Genomic DNA, 19,942 nt, shown 5'->3' with positions numbered 1-19,942 from the left:
CCGTCTACGAGCCAGTTACTGAACGTAAGCCATACTTCTCCGCCCCAGGTCCTTGTGCCGATCACTTTACCAAGTCCGAGTCGGCGGAACCCTTCAGCGAAAGCTTCTCCGTCTGACGCTGTGGATTCGTTACATAGAACGACAAGATGGCCCCTGAACGCGTACTGCATGTTCCAGAACGGGTTGCCCACTCTGGGCTTCCAGTAGAACCACGCGCGCCGGAGAAGTTTTTCGAGGATCCAGCTGTCGATATTGCCCCCGCGGTTGTTCCTGACATCTATTATCAATCCCTTCCGGTCGAAGGCGGGATAGTATTCTCTCGTCCATTCCGCAATATTTTCAGAACCCATCGCCCTGAGATGGACGTATCCGATATCGCCGTTGCTTTTTTCTTCGACCATTTCCCTTCGTTCGTTCTCCCACTGGCTGTAACGGAGATTGAATTCGGCGCCTGTAGAGATGGGAGTCACTATCGCCCTGTATTCTGTCCCGTCCTTCGATCTCAGGGAAAGCAGGACCTGCTTGCCGGCAGTATTTCTCAGCGGAAGAGACCAGTCCTCGATCGTATCAAGCGCGATGCCATCTATAGCCATTATGACATCACCCTCGGTGATCCTGGAGCCGGGATCAGCGAGAGGAGAGATTATATTCAGGATGTCCGGATCCGCCCTGTAGATATGGGCGATCCTGTATCCTTTATTCTTAACGTCTTTTTCCAGAAGCGCACCGAGAGCTCCCTGTCGGATGTTCAGCTGTGGAGTACGGAGGTCACCCCGCACGACAAATGTATGCAGAGTGGATAGTTCTCCGACAAGGTGGGAGATAAGGTCGCTCAGTTCGTAGCGGTCGGTGACCCTGTCGACGTAGGGCGAATATTTTTTAAAAAGTCCGTCGTAGTCCACGCCGTGCATGTCCGTATCGTAAAAGTAGTCTCTCTCCAGTCTCCATGCTTCGGCGAATATCTGTTGCCATTCCTGTTTTGGATCGATAGTGAATGCCCAGCCGCCCAGATCGACTTTATTCTTGCCGAGCTTTGACGGGCCGGAGGTACTCGCGTCTATGACGTATATTCCGCCACTCTTCCTTACGAGTATTTTTTTCGAGTCTCCGGAAAGTGTCCAGGAAGATACTCCATCCAGGACAGTCTTTATCTCTATGTCTGTGTTTGTGACTTTGAGCGCCTTAAGACTGCGGCTACCGCTGCCGCGCAATTTTCTGTCTGAGAAAAAGAGGATGTCCTCGCCGGCTTCCAGGCCGGAATAGTTTCCTGCCGGCACAGGCACTTCGTATACTCTCGATCTGATCCCATCGAACTCTATCGAGACTGCGTCGTTGCCTTTGCCCTTTTTCGAATCCTTTTTATCCTTGTTTTTCTTCTTTTTTTCTTCATCCTGTTTCTTTTTTTCATCAGACAGTTTCTTTTCGGCGAGATAGACCTCGTCGTCCGGAATGAAGGGAGACCTTTCTCCTGGAACGAGAGACATCATATAAATTTTTGTCATCCTGTCGAAGAACGGTGACGGGTTGCGCAGTCCCCACGGGCTGCTTACGAGGCTGTTGAAAGTCCTGTCAGAAACAAAATAAAGCCATTTTCCATCATGACTCCATGCAGCATTGTACGAATCGAACCGTTCTCCTGTCACTGTAACGGACTGTTTTTTCTCGGTGTCGTAGATCTTTATGATGTTGAAATGATTTTTCGCCCTGGCATCGAAAGCGAGGTACCTGCTGCCGGGAGACCATGTGATTCCGGAGAAGTTGTAGTAACCGGATTCGTCGATCTTTCTGGAGCTCTTCTTTTCGACATCGAGTATCCAGAGAATGTAATTCTTGTCAGCATATGCAATATACTTTCCGTCCGGTGATGGAATCCCCTGGTACCTGAGGATCTTTCCGTCATCCGTCAGCCTTGTCTCCTCACCGGTTCCATCGGCAGGCAGGGTCAGGAATTCGAGTTCACCACTTTCATCGCTAAGCGCGACCAGGGTCTTGCCGTCCGGCATGAAGGTCGCTCCCCGGTAGCGGACGCCGTCCTTCCTCGTCACCCTGACGAACCTTCCTTCCTTCACAGGAACTGTAAAGGCCTGTCCCCTTGCCGTAAGGGCAACACGACTGCCGTCGGGGGAGATGTTGACGGCTGTGATGTATTTCGATGGATCTGTCACCCATTTTTCTCTCATCTGATCAAAATCGGATGAGAGCTCTATGGGGATATTCCTGTCAGTGTCAGAAGCGATGTCGTATACGTGGATGTCCGCGATCAACTGGTAGGCGATTTTCCCTTCGTAAATGGAAGGGTTGGCCGCGTCGAGTCCTTTGTGGAAAGTATGTTGGCGGATATCGCCGCCGTCTTGGTTCATCGACCAGAAGTTCATCGTGCCGTCACGGTCGCTGAGAAAGTATAATCTGTCTTTCCACCACATGGGGTCCTTGCTCGTGCCCGCGAAATCATCAGTAAGGGGGATCGCCTCTGTGGCGTTCGGAGGGAATTTCCACAAGTGCTGAATCGTGCCGCCCTTGTATCTTTTAGTCTGGCTTCCCTGGAACGGAAGGCGCGTAAAGAAGAGATCCTTGTTCCTGCCACCCCAGGCTCCATCGCTGATCTGGGCAAGTGGGAGCATTTCTTTTGTGCCATCCGATATGTCCAGGAGTATCATCTGTGTATTTGGAAGGGTCGAGTACCGATCCGTCGTGTACGCGATCCTGCCGTCGGGAGTCCATCCTGTGACTGTCGCCCCGCTCTCCCATGTCCTTCTCAGAGGTACTCCACCATCTATCGGGAGTGTGTAGACTTCCCTCGGCCCCTCGTACTGTCCGCAGAACGCTATCGTCTGTCCATCGGGAGATATCGTCGCGGAAGACTCCATGCCGTGGTGGGTCGTGAGCCGTCTCGCGGTACCGCCGGAGAGAGGTACCTTCCACAGGTCGCCCTCGGCGGTGAATATCAGAGTCTCACCATGGATGGCGGGATACCGGTAATAACCCCGGCCTGCCGAGAATGCCGCGGATGGAATGAGAACGAGAAGGATCAGCAGAAGACGTTTCATTGAAACCTCCAGAAGAGTACCAGTGTGAATCGGGGATACTTCGGACTGACGACCAGACCGTTCCCGGGGAGGCCTCCGTCATTCCTGGCCCCCCTGTCGATAAAGATATCTTATATACAGTCGAGAAGTAATTCAAGTTCCATCGATCAGTCCTGCCGACAGAATCGGATACTGTTCGATTGTCAGGCATGATTGTCTCTGGTCGTCAGAATCGGATTGTCTTTGATCGCTGGATGCTGTACTCTGCTGGAAGTCTGGCAGGTCCGGACTCTCGATGACAATGGAAAGATTCTACCGGAAGACGAGGTCTATGAACTTCATCAGGATGCGCGATCATCATTCAATTGTTCAACTGATCTGTCTTCTACTGGTTATCATCCCGGTATTTGCTTCCGGACCGGCCAGGTCCTCCGGGCTGCCGGCGTATTGTTCAGGCTGGAAAGTGAGACTTTTCCTGGATAGCGGATATATAAAACAGGATTATAATCTCAATGAAAGACTGAAAGTCAGGATCCCCGACTACCTGAAACACGATCTTGAGAGTAGTTATAAATTACTCGACATGTCGAATACCAGGATCACTGACAACCCCCTGCTTCACGGTGCGATGTTCGCCGATCTTGTCATCGAGGCAAGCAATTCCGGAGTGTCGTTCAGGACGGAGATCCTTGCCGAACACAGGGGAGCCTCATACGGCGTATACTCACGGGACAACACTATAGTGATCCCGAAATTCCTTGCGGCTATAGATACGGCCATGAGCCTCGGTGGCGCAGACCTGTGCTTCGGTCTGTCAGCCGGTAACTTCGACGACTTCAAACTCGGAGAGGGCCTGACGGTGTACAATATGGACGTTCAGGGTGGGAGCATGTATGTCGGATGGAACGATATCCGGGTGACATATACACAGATAGCAGATCTCATGGCGGGAATAGGCCTCGGTATCGGTGACCTCTACGATCTGTCGATCCGCATGGATGATCTGTGTATTCGCGGAGATCTTCGGGCCGATGTCGAAGCCGGATACTATTCATACTATATCGATAGCTCAGTCGACGGAGAGAGGCCCGATGATGGATTGAACCTCTCGGCGGCGGTCGAGTATGGTCCGTCACTGAGGTTCTATACTCAATTCGGATTCAGAAACGTATCCGACCCTGACGAGTCCGGATCGCTCAGGATGGGGCATGTAGCCGGATGCAGTTATTCATATGCGGGAGGTCGCCTGAAAGCTGACATCGTGGTGGAAAGGCGATATTACGGAAGGTATTTCAACCTCGATTACAAATCAGGGGACGATAATTATTCGTATCGTGACAATTCCGGGTCGATTTCGACGATAGGGGACTATCTCTACCCGGTGAAGTATTTTTTGAGACCTTTCAGTCAATGGGCCGTATATACGGAATACGAGGGCAGGGACGTCCATACACTGATATTCCGGTGTGATGGAATCCTCGATCTGGGAAGTGGCCTGTCTGTGCTCGCAGATCTCGACTTCAACCACCTCAGTGTGTCGAATGAGGATGATTTTATCTATCCGTTCTACAACGCCGGTGTCAGGTGGGTTCCCGTTGATGGAGTGGCCCTGGACATCACCCATACCAACAGGGGGATGAACCTGGACATGCATTATCCTACTCTGTATCTGCTTGAGACAGGGACATTGATGGTGATGTTGAGTGGTGCGTTCGAGTTCTAGGTCTGCTCGGCTTTCAGGCAACGAGTTCCCATTATCCACAGAGGAGTATGAGAATGACGGGAAAGAATTTTCTGACCGTTGGAGTTCTGCTGATGGTTGTCATTTTGTCCTTCATGTCAGCTGCCAGTGCAGAAAAATCGGGAATCTCTGTTCGAAAGGTGGACATCCTGTCAGGGATGGGGTTTGCCTGCAACGGAGCAGGTCCCATGCTTGTGAGGGCCGATGAGTCCAGGGGACGAATGATCTCGGTCAACACTCTCAGCTCCTCAATATCGGTGATAGACTGTTCTACTGGAGCAGTCACGAATATTCCTCTTGCCGGCAGGGCCTTTCAACACCTCAAGGCGGAAGCTCTGACACTGGATTCGCGCACGGGGGATATATACCTGATCGGGAGAAACTGTTTCCATATTGTCCGGGTTGAGGCGCGTGCTGCCAGGACTGTAGAAACGAAGGTCCAGTTTGAATCGATCGCCGTTGACGAGGCGACAGGAAATGTCTTCCTGGCCGGGCGCGAGACAGGGAAACTGGGATTCTATAAAGCATCGTCGGGCAGGCTGACGATGAAAAAATGGCTCGACCGCGAGGAGCCATTGATCAATCTGAACGCGACTCCGCCCCCTCCGATAAGGAAAGTGATAGCTGACAACAGTACCGGAGACATCGTAGCTGTAGATGGCCTCGACCCGGCAGTCTATCTTTTTTCCGGGAGCAAGGGCAGAAAAAAATCGTCCAGAGAACTGGATCTGCCGGCAGGAGGACGCTGGCATCTGGCCGGGTATGATGAGGCCGGACATGATCTGTATATCGTAATAGAGACCGGTGGGAGAGAGGTCGTTTCAGCGGCCCGGATCGATATGGACGGCGAGAACGATCTTATAGTCGAATTGCCCGGTTTTACGGAAGGTGTCGGCATAATCTGGAATCCATCGCGGGGCGAGGTATACATACCTTACGACAACCAGGCTTCGGTCCATGTCGTGGACTTCAGCAGTGGAGGAACACTTTCGGAGATAAAGGTCCCCGCGTTTGGTAATGATGGAAGTGCCGTCGATCTGGAGAATGATATCCTTTATATAGCCAGCTGGGCCTATGGAGAGATCGATGTGATCGATCTTGCCAGCCGCCGCCTGATTAAGAGGGTGACGGACCTCGGTATCATCCCTCATATGTTCACGCTCGCTTATGATCCTGGAAGCCGGCGGTTGTATTTTCCGAAGGGAGCCAGCGCTGTGAACGGGACCTTCGGGGCTGCCGTCACATGGCTGGACCCTGTGACAGAAGAAAGCGGAAAGATATACACAGGCTGGGCACCCATCGATCTTATCGACCTCGAATGCAGGGGTAATGTGCTCGTGTTCGGTTCCGAAGACAGGTTTGCCGAGGTCAGGCCGGACGGTAGTTTCGATATCCACGAACTTCCCTTCGATTATCCGGTGAGGGCCTGTAAAAGTCCTGAAGGTGACATCTATCTTTCGTACGGTCCTCACCAGTCATACTGGCCGACGGTCTATATATGGGGCGCGAAGAACGGAATAATGACTATCGACAGGCGGACTCTCGAATTCTACGACAGAAGGATACCGAGACAGGCCCACGAGATCGTGCTGGATCGCGACGGGATCCTCTATTTCACCCAGAACAACTGGGGAAAAGAGGAACAGTTCGCAGGAAGGATGCGCGATCAGGTCAGGATGTTCGATATCAACGACCGATTGAGACTCGGCGAGGATGTGGAGAGAGAGATCACTCAGAGGATACTGAGGTACGACAGTGGAGAACACCTGATCTACCTTGTCAAGACGGGGGAAAAGGACGAGGATCCCAGCGTGCTGCAGGTGATCGATCCTGACAGTAGCGGGGTCGTTCACAGGATCATTCTGGGAATAACGGCCACCGATCTGGCCTTCGATGAACATAATATATATGTGACGGGTTTTGATTCGGACGATGTGACGATAGTGGATAAATCAGCCTGGGGCGCAAGGAATCTGAAGACGGGCCGCCAGCCTCTGCGGCTTCAGGGATGTCGCGGCAACATCTATGTTATTTGTCATGGTGATAATACGTTAAGGCTGGCAGGCGCTGAGGGGGAGAAGCTTTCCCGGTCCGGCCAGGACGGGATCTGGGAGATTCCCTGGGAAGGAAGGCCCGATAATATATTTGAATATTCAACTGATATGGTGATAACGAGTTACAGTAAGGACGCTTTCAGGATCATGCTTTTCGATACTTCCACGGAGAAATTCGAACTTCTCCATGAAGAGCCATTCCCGTACGGGGATACGTCAATGGATTCGAGGAATGTATCGTTCTATATGAGAGGTCAGTTCGGGGATGCTGTATTTTCTCTTACGCGTGGAGTGGTCGACAGCTGGAACCGGTTGTGGATAAACGACTTTACGGGGGGGAAGACATTTATTCTCGAGGACCGGTGAGGAGCAGGTTTATTTGAGTTTATCTTGTTGTAAAATATGAGGTTGTCAGTAATTTTCAGATTTGGCGAAAATTATTGACAATATGTAAAAAGGATAATACCTTAAGTATGAAGTAGAACGGTAGTTTCAGTTATTGAAGCGGCCGGTTTCTATTTTTTGTCTTCTCTCATGAGGAAGGACAGGAGGATTGCCTTGAAAGGTCGTGTACTGATAATCGATGATGAAGCTGAAATCCGCCGAAATCTTACCGTCGGTCTTACTCAGGAAGATTATAGTGTGACTGCGTGTCCTGATGGCATCTCAGCTATACACGAATTAAGGAATGCCAGGGAAAAGGGCCAGGCGTACGAGTATCTGGTAACCGATATTTTCATGCCTGATATAGACGGGCTGAAGATCCTGAAGGTGATCAAGGTCCAGCATCCAGATCTGCCTGTACTGGTCATCACCGGGTTCGGCGACGAATCTCTCAAAACGACAGCCCTGTCCGAGCATAATACCGGATATCTCGACAAACCTTTCGAGATACCGGATCTGGTCGAGGCGCTGGAGAAGCTGGCACCCGGATCGACAGGGAAGGCTCCCGAGTCCGGGGAGGAAGAACCTGTATCGAGGATCAAGGAGTCGGTCAGCGCATATCTGACGATCAGGATAGACGATATTTCCAGAAGTATGGAGATATACAATGCTCTCTACCAGATGGAAGGCGTGCAGAGCTGTGAGGCGGTCAGGGGTGATTTCGATATCATCATTCTCGCCCAGGCCGGTTCGCAGGACGAGATCCAGACTGTTTTCGACAGGATCGCGGCGATGGATGATGTAGAGGTCCTGTCCATGTCCCGGGTCGAGAGGCCGAAACTCGACCGTGACATCGACGAGTTCATAGAAATATACGCAAAGACTGTCAAGTCGGGCACGACGTCGACCGTCACGCAGAAGAGACCGGGAACGATGAGTTATATCATCGTAGATATAGACAGTGAAGCCATACAGCAGATCTTTACGACAGTCTTTTTTATCGACGACGTCGTATTCTGCGATGTCATCGATGAGGGCACCAAGCTTGTCGGGATGGTAACGGGGCACGGAGCAGTCGGCCGTATGCCCAGGATCATGGAAAAATTGAGTGAGATCGAAGGGGTCCTCAGAGTCCGTGAGGCGACGATCATAAAACTCGTAGAAGATTGATGTTTGTTAAATTTTTTACAGAGAGTCCTTGGGTTCGATAGGCTGCCTCTCCACAGTGTGAGGCAGCCTGTATCTTGAGAGGCCTTCGAACACCGGCGCGAATGCCGGTGAAGGGGGAATTGTCATGGCAGGCAGAGAAGATACTTTCAGCTACCGCTTGTGGCGCTATGACGGGGCTCCGGGGGAATTGATCCCGTTGCTTCAGTCGGCGCAGGATCATTTCGGTTATGTACCTCGAAAAGCGATTAATTATATCGCAGGTGTCACCGGGATCCCTGAATCGGAAGTGTACGGCGTCATCACCTTTTACAGTCAGTTCAGGCTTCGACCTATGGGTAAACATGTCATCAGGGCCTGCGCTGGCACGGCCTGTCATGTCTCGGGTTCGAAGATGATCATAGAGACTATTGAAGACGAACTGGGTATAGAGGTCGGCGGCACGACGGATGACGGGTTGTTCACGCTGAACACGGTAGCCTGCATCGGCTGCTGTTCGCTGGCTCCGGTCATCATGATCGATGACGAGACACACGGCCAGCTTACGCCGGCATCTCTGAGAAAACTTCTCAGGGCATTCCGTAGAAGAGTGAAGATCTCCGGCAGTAAAGCCGCGTGCGGAGATGCTGCCGTGGCAGGTTGACCGGGATTGCTGCTTTTGCAGGTAATTGAATGAAATCGGGAATAGAGTTCTGGAGCTAAATGAACACTGGAGTCCTCCGATGAAAAAAGTAATTGTCGGGATGGGAACATGCGGGCTTTCTGCCGGAGCGCAGAACACGTACGACCGTCTCAGCGAGCTATTGTCAAAAAATACCGGATCCTTCGAATTGTCCGGGACCGGTTGCATCGGCATGTGCTACAGGGAACCACTTGTGGAAGTCCGCGAAGGTGACAGGAGAACGATATACGGAGGAGTCACTCCCGAGTTGGCAGAGGAGATATTCGAAAAAGATGTCAGGGACGGAAAGCGATTGGACGAACACATAGTCTACTCGCTGGATGGTGAGGGTGAACCGTCCGGAAGCGAGGCGGAATTTCTCAGTGCGCAGACAAGGATCGTACTGAGGAACTGTGGCACGATCGATCCCGAATCGATAGATGAATACGAAGAGTCCGGCGGGTATCGCGGTATCAGGAAGGCCCTTCTGGAGATGACTCCCGAAGAGATCGTCGAGGAAGTCAAGGAGTCCGGCCTGCGAGGCAGGGGGGGGGCAGGTTTTCCGACCGGATTGAAGTGGTCGTTCGCCGCGTCTTATGATTCCGACACGAAATATGTGGTCTGTAATGCTGACGAAGGTGACCCTGGGGCATTCATGGACCGCTCGGTACTGGAGGGTGATCCTCATTCGGTACTGGAAGGAATGATTATCTGCGGACGGGCCATCGGGGCTTCGTTCGGTTACATATATTGCAGGGCCGAGTATCCCATGGCCATACACAGACTTGACCTGGCGATAGTCGCTGCCAGGGAAAAGGGATATCTCGGCAAGAATATCCTCGGGTCAGGCTTCGATTTCGATCTTAAGATCAAGCAGGGCGCAGGGGCTTTCGTCTGTGGTGAGGAGACCGCTCTGTTTGCTTCGATCGAAGGCCAGAGAGGCATGCCGCGGATCAGACCGCCTTTCCCGGCTGAAAAGGGACTTTGGAAGAAACCGACCAATAACAACAATGTCGAGACTTTCGCCAACATCCCCTGGATCATAGATCAGGGAGCTCCGGCATATGCCGCGTACGGTACGGAAAAGAGCAGGGGGACCAAGGTCTTCGCCCTGGCGGGCAAGGTCGTTCATGGCGGACTTGCCGAAGTCCCCATGGGTACTTCGATAAAAGATCTGGTCTTCAAGATCGGCGGCGGCATCAAAGAGGGAAGAAAGTTCAAGGCCGTGCAGATGGGTGGTCCGTCAGGAGGATGTATCCCCGATAGCCTGAGTGATACACCGGTCGATTTCGAGTCGATTCCCGCAACGGGGGCCATCATGGGTTCCGGCGGAATGGTAGTGCTTGACGACACTGCCTGTATGGTGGAGATGGCGAGGTTCTTTCTCGAATTCACACAGGCCGAATCCTGTGGAAAATGCACATTCTGCAGGATCGGAACATTGCGGATGCTCGAGGTCCTCACCAGGATCACAAAAGGCGAGGGCAGGGAAGGCGATATAGAGAAACTGACCGAACTGGGCGAACGGATCAAGGAAGCAAGCCTCTGTGGCCTGGGTCAGTCCGCACCGAACCCCGCTCTTTCGACGATCCGTTTCTACCGCGATGAATACGAGGCTCATATAAAATCTCAGAAATGTCCGGCCGGCGGATGCGACGCGCTGGTCGACTTCTTTATAGACGCTGAAAAATGTACCGGGTGTACGCTCTGCGCGAAGAATTGCCCGGTCGATGCTATCAGCGGCGAGGTCAAGAAACTGCATGTCATCGACAACTCGATCTGCGTGAGGTGCGCGAAATGTGTTTCGAGCTGTAACTTCGACGCCGTTTACAAGAGTTGAGGAGTGATCGTGGAAAAAATAAAAATCAGGATCAACGGACAGGAGATCGAGGCGTTTCCCGGAAAGACTATCCTTGAGGTAGTGAGGGAAAACAATCTGGACGACATTCCTACGCTCTGTCACTCCGATGAACTCGAGCCGTATGGTTCGTGTTTCGTCTGTGTCGTCGAAGTGAAGGGCAGATGGAATCTCGTTCCGTCCTGTTCGACGCGTATTGCCGAGGGAATGGAAGTAGAGACGAATAACGAGCGGATCAGGGAGTCGCGCAAAACTGCTTTTGAACTTCTGATCTCAAACCATTACGCGGATTGCATATCTCCCTGCATGGAGGGGTGTCCCGCGGGAGTCGACGCCCAGGGCTATATCGCGCTTTCAGCTATGGGAGAGTACAGGAAGGCAGTCGACCTGATCAGGGAGACCAACCCGCTTCCTGCGGTATGCGGCAGGGTTTGCGTCCGTAAATGTGAAGTAGTCTGCAGGCGTCAGGATGTTGATTCTCCTGTCGGTATCAATGCAGTTAAAAGATTTGTGACAGACGCTCCTGGTGTTTATGAGGGTCAGCCTGCCTGCGAGCCTTCCACCGGCAAGACGGTGGGGATCATCGGAGCGGGGCCGGCCGGTCTGACGGCGGCCTGGTTTCTGGGAAGAAATGGCCACAAACCGATTATATATGAGGCGATGGAACGCTCAGGAGGCATGCTCAGGTACGGTATTCCGGAGTACAGGCTTACCGACGAGACTCTTGACGCGGAAGTGGAATTCATTTGCAGGGCCGGTGCGGAGATCAATTACAATGTCCGGGTCGGTACAGATATAACGATAGACGAGCTTCGCGGGAAGCACGATGCTCTTTTCCTTGGAGCGGGTGCCTGGACAGGTAAGCCGATGTGGGTCGAGGGTGAGAAAGAGACAGAGGGTGTCCTGACCGGCGCCGATTTCCTTCCTGACAAAACTGTTACCCGTGAACCTGTAAGTGGTACGGTCGTAGTAGTAGGTGGCGGTAATACGGCGATGGACGTCGCAAGGACCGCCTGGAGGCTCGGAGCTGACAAGGTCATCGTCCTATATAGAAGGACGAAGGATGAGATGCCCGCCGACAGGATGGAAATAGAGGATTGTCTCGAGGAAGGCATCGAGATCATGGAGCTGGCCGCGCCGATCGGGATCATTGCCGAAGAAGGCAGGCTGAAGGCTCTTCGATGTCAACGGATGAAGCTTGGCGAGCCCGATGATTCAGGAAGAAGGCGGCCCGTGCCCCTGGAAGGTTCGGAATTCGACCTTCCCTGCAATCTCGCTGTTCCTTCCATCGGCCAGGCCCCCGTGCTGAACGGGCTTACAGAAATCGATGGTGGAAAGATCGAGCTAACGAAATGGGATACTTTTGTAATAGATAACGATACATGCGTAACGAATATAGAAGGAGTGTTCGCTGGTGGAGACGCGGCGGATGACGGCCCGACGGTGGTCATCGATGCTATAAGGGACGGACAGAGGGCCGCCCGCAGTATCGATGCCTGGTTGAAGGGCGAAGAAATACCTGCAAAGCCATTCGCTGTTCACAAGGAATTCTGGTCGAAGCCCGGCAAGGCCGAACTCGGCGACATAAAAGAAAGTCCACGCCACGAAATACACCAGATCGATGTCGAGGAGCGAAGGAACAGCTTCCAGGAAGTGGCCACCGGATTCGAGTACGAAGACAATACTCACGAATGCGATAGATGTCTCTCCTGCGGGTGCGTAAGGTTCGACGATTGTGATCTCAGGATCTATTCTGAGAAATACGGCGTCGATATGGAACGTTACAAGGGGCAAGTCAGAAAACACAAGATCGACGAAAGACACCCATACATCATCTATGATCCCAACAAGTGTGTGCTATGCGCGAGATGCGTAAGGACCTGTGCCAGAGTGCTTCCGATCGCGGCGCTGGGTCTGACGGGCAGGGGATTCAAGACCGAGATGCGCCCCGCGATGAACGACCCGCTGGTCGAGACAAACTGTGTGAGCTGCGGTAACTGCGTCGACTCATGTCCCACGGCGGCATTGACCGTTAAATATCCATTCCCCGGCAGGGCGAGCCTGGCGTTAGAAGAAGTACTGACCAACTGCGCGTTCTGTTCGCTGGCATGTACGGTGAAGGTGAAAAAGTTCGGTGGAGATCGATACTACCTGACTTCATCGGGAGTGCCCGGCAAGTATCTCTGCAGGTACGGACGATTCGGTCACGAGTTATTTATAAAGAAGGACAGGATCAGGGAAGCGATTGTACGTTCCGGCAGCTCCAGGACTCCGGCCGCCATCGGTGACGCCTGTTCGGGAGTAGTCGATGGGTTGAAGAAAATAGCAGAGAAGTATGGTGCCGGTAGCGTGGGAGTGTTTATCTCTCCCGAATCCACCAGCGAGGAGATGTATCTGGCCGGGAGGATAGCAAGGGAAGGTATCGGGACAGGCAACATCGGCTCATTGTCAATACTGGCCAACGGTAAGGAATCGGGTTGTCTGGACGATTCGATGGGCCTGACAGCATCGACAGACGATCGCAGCTGCCTGTCCAGGGCAGACCTGATAATCTGTAACAACACCGCCCTGGAATCGGACCATCTTGTTCTGGCTTCAGAAGTTATCCAGGCCGTCAAGAACGGAGCAAGGCTAATCGTGACGAATTCCACTCTGGATCCGGCCGATCAGCTGCTTTCGACGCTGGCGATGGATCCGATGAGGGGAAGGTCCGCGATTCTCTGGAACGGCATTATTCAGAGGTTGATCGATGATGGCTACTTCAGCGCTGATATCATGGCATCGGCCAGCGGTGCCGACGAATTTCTGGCCGGCAGGGATTTCCCCGAGGCGAAGGTCGCCGATCAGTCCGGAGTAGACGTTTCCAATATCGGAAAAGCTGCCGGGATCATAAGTATGGCTTCACATATCGTGGTGATTCACAGTTCCGACAGGCCCCAGGACCAGGCTCCTGGTGATCTGAGGACTTTCGCGAATCTTGTCATACTGCTTCGTGCGGCAGGAAAGAAAGCGGACATCCTTTTGCCGAGGCTCCTGTCTAACAGCGCGGGGCTTGAAGTGTCCGGTGCTGACCCTGTATTCGCGGCTGGAAGGACGAAAGATCGCGGTGAGACCGAAGGCGCGATTTCGAGAAGCGAACTTTCGAAGATGCTGGAAGCCGGAGATATCAAGGGCGCGCTTATCCTGGGTGAGGATCCGATGGCCTGGGGAAGGACCGGTTCATGGTTCCAGAACGCGGAATTCCTGGCCGTAATGGACTGGACCGAGACGGAAACAACCGGGATGGCCGATATTGTCCTGCCTGGATCTACTTTTCTGGAGACCGAAGGCACGAGATGCAATTTCGAAGGCAGAGTCGTCAACTATTTCAAGGCTGTCGAGCCTCCGTCAGGTATGACGAGCGTAGAGGTGTTGAGGGAGATCAGTGAGGCCTTCGGGATAGATGTCTCTGACGATATTTCCGCAGAGCTTGGCTCGATTGTGAAAAAACAGCTTGGGGACCTTGCTGCTTTCTACTGGAATATGGGCGAAAAGAGGATAAAATCGGGCAGGGTCAAGCTTTCGGTTCCCGAAATCGGGACGAGGCCATCACCCATTGCTCTTCCCATTGTACATAGCGAAAAGTACAGGAAAGAGATCAGGGAGGTCGGGACAGAAAGGTTCAGAGTGCGTCGCTAGGCCGGATCCTGAAGGACTGGATCCTGATCGAAAGATGACGGAAAGACCCTGCTGACGAAAAGAGGCATCATGAAGATCGAAGTTGAAGACCTGTTTTCCTTCGTCGAGGGGAATTTCGACTATCTTCTCGTCACAGATGGTAATGAGAATATAATCCATACAAGTGCGTTTTTCCGCAAGGGCTGTTTTGCGGGATATAAGGATAAATCCGACCTGAATCTCGAGAAAGTGCTTACTCCTTTTTCGCTCGATACATTCCGGTCGGCGATGAGAGAAGCCCGTGATGGGATCAGGGGGGTTGCTATCTTCACTCCCGCCCTCGGCGAGTCAAGCTCTCTGCCGATGAAGACCGGATGCGTGAAAACGGATTCCGGTGATATCTTCCTGTTTTTCAGGAACAGGCTTGCGGGGATGAGCAAAGTCGATGGATGGGAAAAAGAGGAGAGGATCAAGGAACTCGCCTGTATCTACGAAGTTGCTGAACTTATCGAAGTATCCGCATCTGTGAAGGATTTCTTTTCCAGGTTTCCCGATATAATGAGTTCCGGGATGGTATTTCCCGAAGAGGCTGTCATCTATTCTGTATTCCAGGGTGTAAAGTACGGGCAAAAGCCCGAAGCGAACTACATCTCGGCAAAACTTTTTGTCAACCATGAGGAAGAGGGCGAGATACGGATCGGCTATCATGATGAGAAGCATGAACTTCTTCCGGGTGAGCAGAAGATGCTGGACGAGATCGCTCGGACGCTCAACCTCGCTCTTGAGAGAAAGCAGCTGAAGGAAATCCTGACGATGAAAAAGGAAGAGAGTGAGGAATACTCAAGGAGAATCGATAAGCTCAGTAATGAGATCGAGTCACGGACTTCCGAACTTGAAGGACAGAAAAGCAAACTCAGCGTGGTGAATTCATACCTGGACAGAGTGAACAAGAATTGGGAAGAATCGAAGGGGATGCTTGAGGCGATGTTCGAGGCCATTCCCGACGAAGTTGTCCTGATAGACAAAAAGCATAAAGTCGTAATGTCGAACAGGGACTATATCGAGCCTGGAGCTTTTTGCTACAAAAGTTATTTTCACAGGGACAAGGCATGCGAGGACTGCAGGCTTGAGAGGGTCCTTGCGGAAAAGACGCCGGTCATGCTTACGATGAAACACGAGGACCGTTTTCTGCAGGTCCACGCTATTCCTGTTTACAACAAGGACCACGAAGTCGACGGGATCCTTGAGTTCTACAGGGATGTCACTCTTGAGAAGACTATGGACCAGCAGCTTCAGCAGGCCGACAAACTCGCTTCCCTTGGGCAGCTCGTCAGTGGTATCGGTCACGAGATCAACAACCCGAACCAGTTCATCCGTGGCAATATCAAGATCATCAAGCAGGCCCTCGATGATATCCTGCCGATCATTGACGAATACCATGAGGCTCATCCGGAGTTGAAAGTCGCGAGACTGGACTACGATTTCTTCCGTGAACACATTATGATCCTTGTAGACGACATGTCTCATGGCTCGGAGCGGATCAAGGGGATCGTCGAGGGGTTGAGGACTTTCGTCAGGAAGGACGATGGCCTTCTGGTCGACAAGGTCGAGATCAATACTCTTATCGAGGCAGGCACAAGGCTTGTGCATAATCAGGTACACAAGAAAGCGGATATCGAGCTTGAGCTCGAACCGGATCTGCCCACATTTAGAGGAAACTCGCAGAAGGTCGAACAGGTTCTGATAAATCTTATCGTCAACGCCAGTGACGCGATGCCTGATGCTGAAAAAGGAATCATCAAAATCAGGACCAAAAGCGGGAAAGAAGTGATTATCATCGAAGTCGAGGACAATGGCAAAGGGATGAACCAGAATACTGTCAAACAGATATTCGATCCGTTCTTTACGACCAAACGTGCCACGGGAGGGACCGGTCTTGGACTTGCGATAGCTTATAAGATCATAGAGGAGCACGGCGGCTCCATATTTGTTGCCAGTAAACCTGGTGTCGGAACGAAGTTCACTATCCGGATACCTGCCGGCAGGGGAAAGAGTCAGAAATGAATAATAGTAACCCGAGAAAAGTGCTTATCATTGACGATGATATTGCGGTGACGAACTATTTCAAAGTGTTTCTGATGCAGACAGGAGTATTCGATACGACTGTCCTCAATGATTCCCGAGAGGCGAAATCCCTTCTTGAACGTGAAGTGTTCGATGTCATAGTCCTCGATATGGATATGCCTAATGTCAGCGGGATAGATATATTGAATAACGTGAGAAGCAGTGGGATCGAGACTCCTGTAATAATCCTTACCGGTGTCAGTGATGTCGATCTTGCTGTAAAGGCGATGAAGATGGGCGCGTTCGATTATCTTATCAAACCTGTGGATGACGAGAAATTCCTTGAGGTCCTGGAAAATTCTATCGAGCAGGGTGCTCTCACGCAGAGTTTAAGCGACCTTCCCGATAAGTTGAGCAGGCGCGATCTCGATCACGAAGAGGTCTTTCAACATTTTCCGACGCGAAATCCTGAGATGATCAAGCTTTTTCATCAGGCCGAGAAGGTGGCTTCGACCGATCTCTCCATCTTCATATGGGGGGAGAGTGGTACGGGGAAGGAAGCTCTCGCGAAGGCGATTCACCGGGCCAGCGAAAGAAGCGAAAAACCGTTTCTGGCGATGGATGCGGAAAGCCACGATCCGGAGAGATTTCCGTCATTTCTTTTCGGACAGGCGAGAGACTGGAGCGGGTCGAGGGAAGAAGCTTCAGGTCTTCTCGAGCAGTCGAATCTCGGAACACTTTTCTTGAACAATGTCGATGCATTGTCCCTTCCCATGCAGGTCAGGCTGAAGCGGGTGATCCAGACCGGAGAATTCTACAGAGAAAATTCGACGAAGATCAGGAAGGTCGATGTCAGAATGATCGTATCTTCGACTGACGACCTGACCAGCCCGCAGTATAAGGATTCTTTTTCAAGGGATCTTCTATACCACCTGATGGTCAATTCGATAAGAATACCGCCCCTGCGTGAAAGGGTGGATGATATTCCGGTTTTCTCCGAGATATTCCTTGGCGAGGAGATGGCCAGGACCGGTAAGAAAGTGAAGGGCTTTTCAGATACCTTGATGAAACTTCTGGCCGGATACAGTTTTCCCGACAATGTGCAGGAATTGCGAACGATAGTGACCAGCGCGCTCGCCAACGCGGAAACTGACGAGATCACTCTCCACGATCTGCCGATGTATATCAGGGATATACTAGAGCCGGAAGGCGATTCCGATTCGGCCCATTTCGTAGTCGAGGAATTGCGTGCTGTCATAGAACGACATGTCGTGGGAACTTTTGAGTATTTTGGGAAACAGAAGGAAAAGACGGCTGATGCACTGGGGATATCACTTGAGGAAGTCGAGCGTCTGACCGGCGATATAACAGAAGATGGAGATGATGAATAACTGAAAAAAAGCAGCATGCATCAGCACGCTGCTTAAATCGTCACAGATCTGGCAAAAGCCTTTATATATAGACCCTTACTTCTTGAGATCCCACCACCCGAACCAGTTTACGTAGATCACCAGTTTTTCATCCGTGTAATTGGGATCAAGGAAATGGTTTTCCCACATGTACTCCACTCCCATTGTGGCGACAACGCCCTTGGGGCTGTAAGCATCAAGGCTGATCCCGACACACGGGCCGATCATATTGTTCCAGTCCTGTTCTTCCTTGTCCCATTTGTAGTGGAGTTTGGCGTAGGTATTGAGAGTGATATTGTCACCGACCTGCACCCAGTCTATACCCTGCTTGACCCAACCGCTCCATAGCAGGTTGTTTTCTCCCTCTCTGGGAATATCATACTTGAGTTCTCCCCACGACGAACCTCTGAATCCCACTATTTCGTAAGCTGTGGCCGATACCGACAGCAGGCAACAGGAGAGGATGAGGGACAGGAAAATCATACTTCTTTTACTCATGGTCTATCTCCTTCCGAAAATCATTCCTATGGAAGTTCCCCAGGGATGATCGAACTCGAACTCTTTAAGTAAGGTATAATCATCCTTCATGTAATCACTGTAATCCTCACATGGACATCGGTCTCCATAGTAAGGATCCTCGCAAACGATAAAATCCGGCTTTCTGTTCAGAGTAATCACATTGCCATCATTTCTGACAGCCTCGGTTATCTGAACAAAAGAGGCGTTTGGAAATTTATTTCCGAGAGAATAGGTGTAGATGACTTCGCCCCACCCGTTGGTAGCTATGGTCATCTCGTCAAAACCTTTCTCCTGAAAGAATTCAATGACCGGATTCATGTCCGGGTACTGTCTCTCGAGCCACCTGAGGTTGTACATCCCGTATGCCCAGGAGACGACTATCACTGCTATAGTGAAGAAGTTTCTTATGATCTTGTTTTCACTGCGCATCGAGAACAGGTTGCCGATGTGATCGACCCCCAGTGCCGTGGCGGGGGCGAGGAAGACAAGGGAATAGATGACATTTTTGTTTATTGATTGTTCGACCCGGGTAACCATGTGCAGGAGGATTATTGGAGTAGAAAGGACAAAAAGAAGTATTGCCGTCTTGCCCTTTTTCTCGTGGAACATCCCGAAGACTGATAGCAGGTAGGCGAGGGCTATCCAGCGAAATGTCCAGTCGGCCAGTGTGAGCAGATCGACCTGGACAGTCGTTTCTGACGAACGAAGGTGTTCGAGTACTTCGCCCTTGGGAGCATACGGGGCGACTAGAAAGAAAAGAACGAGCAGACCCAGCATTGGCAGGACAGTGAATAAAAAGGTCCTTCGGAACCCGAGCCTGAACCAGAGATAGACAAGCAGGGGTGGAATAAATACAGGCAGAACATACTTGGTGATCGAAGCCAGAAAGAGGAAAAGAGAAGCGCCAAGAAGGGCTGCGATCTGTTTTCCATCTTTTTCCCTGCCGACTGCAACGAAGATCAGCAGTGCTCCCGTGCTCAGAAAGAAGGCTCCTACGGTATCGTATGTGGCCAGTTTCATGAGGTATTGCGTAGTTCCGGAAAATAGAAAAAGGGTCGCGGCTATTATTCCCGTCTTGATGTTGAAAAGGACCCTTCCGGTCATATAGACTATGCCGATGATGCCCATTCCAAAAATCAGGCTCACTATCCTGGCACCGTTAAGTCCCCCGATCGCGTCGCCTGCAGCCGCAAGGACGGGATGCACTATCACCGAACCCATGAAGTAAAGGCAGCCAGGGCAATACTGCCCCGAGAGAAGCTGTCTTCCCACGACAATATTCAGGGCCTCATCGAAGAAGACCGAGTTATAATCGAGGTCGAACAGGGTCATGAGCAGCCCGTAGAGCAGCAATACCCATATCAGATGCTTTTTATAGTTGGTCCTGTTTATCATCTACTCA

The 19,942-nt window shown here is 51.7% G+C and carries 11 protein-coding genes; 8 read left to right on the top strand and 3 right to left on the bottom strand.

Going from position 1 to position 19,942, the window contains the following annotated elements; translation table 11 throughout:
• Positions 1 to 3,047: PDZ domain-containing protein (locus KOO63_15890; GenBank protein MBU8923297.1), on the bottom strand; the 3,047-nt coding region annotated here is incomplete at its 3' end.
• A gap of 274 nt (positions 3,048 to 3,321) precedes the next feature.
• Between KOO63_15890 and KOO63_15885 the strand changes: the two genes are divergently transcribed.
• The 8 genes from KOO63_15885 to KOO63_15850 all read left to right on the top strand — a co-directional run bounded on the left by KOO63_15885 (position 3,322) and on the right by KOO63_15850 (position 18,003).
• Positions 3,322 to 4,749 carry a hypothetical protein gene (locus KOO63_15885; protein ID MBU8923296.1) on the top strand — a complete coding sequence of 476 codons (1,428 nt, stop codon included), beginning with the start codon at positions 3,322 to 3,324 and terminating at the stop codon, positions 4,747 to 4,749.
• 53 nt (positions 4,750 to 4,802) lie between these two features.
• Complete coding sequence (locus KOO63_15880) at positions 4,803 to 7,187, top strand: hypothetical protein (protein MBU8923295.1); 2,385 nt, start codon at positions 4,803 to 4,805, stop codon at positions 7,185 to 7,187.
• Between the two features lie 192 nt (positions 7,188 to 7,379).
• A complete protein-coding gene (locus KOO63_15875) occupies positions 7,380 to 8,375 on the top strand; it encodes a response regulator (protein MBU8923294.1) in 996 nt (331 codons plus the stop codon).
• 124 nt (positions 8,376 to 8,499) lie between these two features.
• On the top strand, positions 8,500 to 9,015 hold the full coding sequence (gene nuoE, locus KOO63_15870; GenBank protein MBU8923293.1) for an NADH-quinone oxidoreductase subunit NuoE: 516 nt from the start codon (positions 8,500 to 8,502) through the stop codon (positions 9,013 to 9,015).
• Between the two features lie 79 nt (positions 9,016 to 9,094).
• The gene (locus KOO63_15865) at positions 9,095 to 10,873 is read left to right on the top strand and encodes an NADH-quinone oxidoreductase subunit NuoF (protein ID MBU8923292.1); all 1,779 of its coding nucleotides are present in this window, start codon (positions 9,095 to 9,097) and stop codon (positions 10,871 to 10,873) included.
• 9 nt (positions 10,874 to 10,882) lie between these two features.
• Complete coding sequence (locus tag KOO63_15860) at positions 10,883 to 14,569, top strand: FAD-dependent oxidoreductase (GenBank protein ID MBU8923291.1); 3,687 nt, start codon at positions 10,883 to 10,885, stop codon at positions 14,567 to 14,569.
• 69 nt (positions 14,570 to 14,638) lie between these two features.
• Complete coding sequence (locus KOO63_15855; protein MBU8923290.1) at positions 14,639 to 16,612, top strand: ATP-binding protein; 1,974 nt, start codon at positions 14,639 to 14,641, stop codon at positions 16,610 to 16,612.
• A complete protein-coding gene (locus KOO63_15850) occupies positions 16,609 to 18,003 on the top strand; it encodes a sigma-54 dependent transcriptional regulator (GenBank protein MBU8923289.1) in 1,395 nt (464 codons plus the stop codon). The genes KOO63_15855 and KOO63_15850 overlap by 4 nt, the downstream gene beginning before the upstream one ends.
• Positions 18,004 to 18,078: 75 nt before the next feature.
• Here KOO63_15850 and KOO63_15845 read toward each other — a convergent pair whose 3' ends face one another.
• The gene (locus KOO63_15845; protein MBU8923288.1) at positions 18,079 to 18,519 is read right to left on the bottom strand and encodes a hypothetical protein; all 441 of its coding nucleotides are present in this window, start codon (positions 18,517 to 18,519) and stop codon (positions 18,079 to 18,081) included.
• 3 nt (positions 18,520 to 18,522) lie between these two features.
• Positions 18,523 to 19,935, bottom strand: coding sequence for a glycosyltransferase family 39 protein (locus KOO63_15840; protein MBU8923287.1), 1,413 nt, complete (start codon positions 19,933 to 19,935; stop codon positions 18,523 to 18,525).
• Positions 19,936 to 19,942: the final 7 nt, after the last annotated feature.

It is taken from the genome of Candidatus Latescibacterota bacterium (assembly GCA_019038625.1).
Classification (GTDB): domain Bacteria; phylum Krumholzibacteriota; class Krumholzibacteriia; order Krumholzibacteriales; family Krumholzibacteriaceae; genus JAGLYV01.
This window is presented reverse-complemented; position numbering and strand designations above follow the sequence as displayed.

Excerpts from the sequence above, each read along its gene's own strand:
- KOO63_15885 (MBU8923296.1), top strand. The coding sequence starts at position 3,322 with ATGACAATGGAAAGATTCTACCGGAAGACGAGGTCTATGAACTTCATC.
- KOO63_15880 (MBU8923295.1), top strand. The coding sequence starts at position 4,803 with ATGACGGGAAAGAATTTTCTGACCGTTGGAGTTCTGCTGATGGTTGTC.
- nuoE (MBU8923293.1), top strand. The coding sequence starts at position 8,500 with ATGGCAGGCAGAGAAGATACTTTCAGCTACCGCTTGTGGCGCTATGAC.
- KOO63_15865 (MBU8923292.1), top strand. The coding sequence starts at position 9,095 with ATGAAAAAAGTAATTGTCGGGATGGGAACATGCGGGCTTTCTGCCGGA.
- KOO63_15855 (MBU8923290.1), top strand. The coding sequence starts at position 14,639 with ATGAAGATCGAAGTTGAAGACCTGTTTTCCTTCGTCGAGGGGAATTTC.
- KOO63_15850 (MBU8923289.1), top strand. The coding sequence starts at position 16,609 with ATGAATAATAGTAACCCGAGAAAAGTGCTTATCATTGACGATGATATT.
- KOO63_15845 (MBU8923288.1), bottom strand. The coding sequence starts at position 18,519 with ATGAGTAAAAGAAGTATGATTTTCCTGTCCCTCATCCTCTCCTGTTGC.
- KOO63_15840 (MBU8923287.1), bottom strand. The coding sequence starts at position 19,935 with ATGATAAACAGGACCAACTATAAAAAGCATCTGATATGGGTATTGCTG.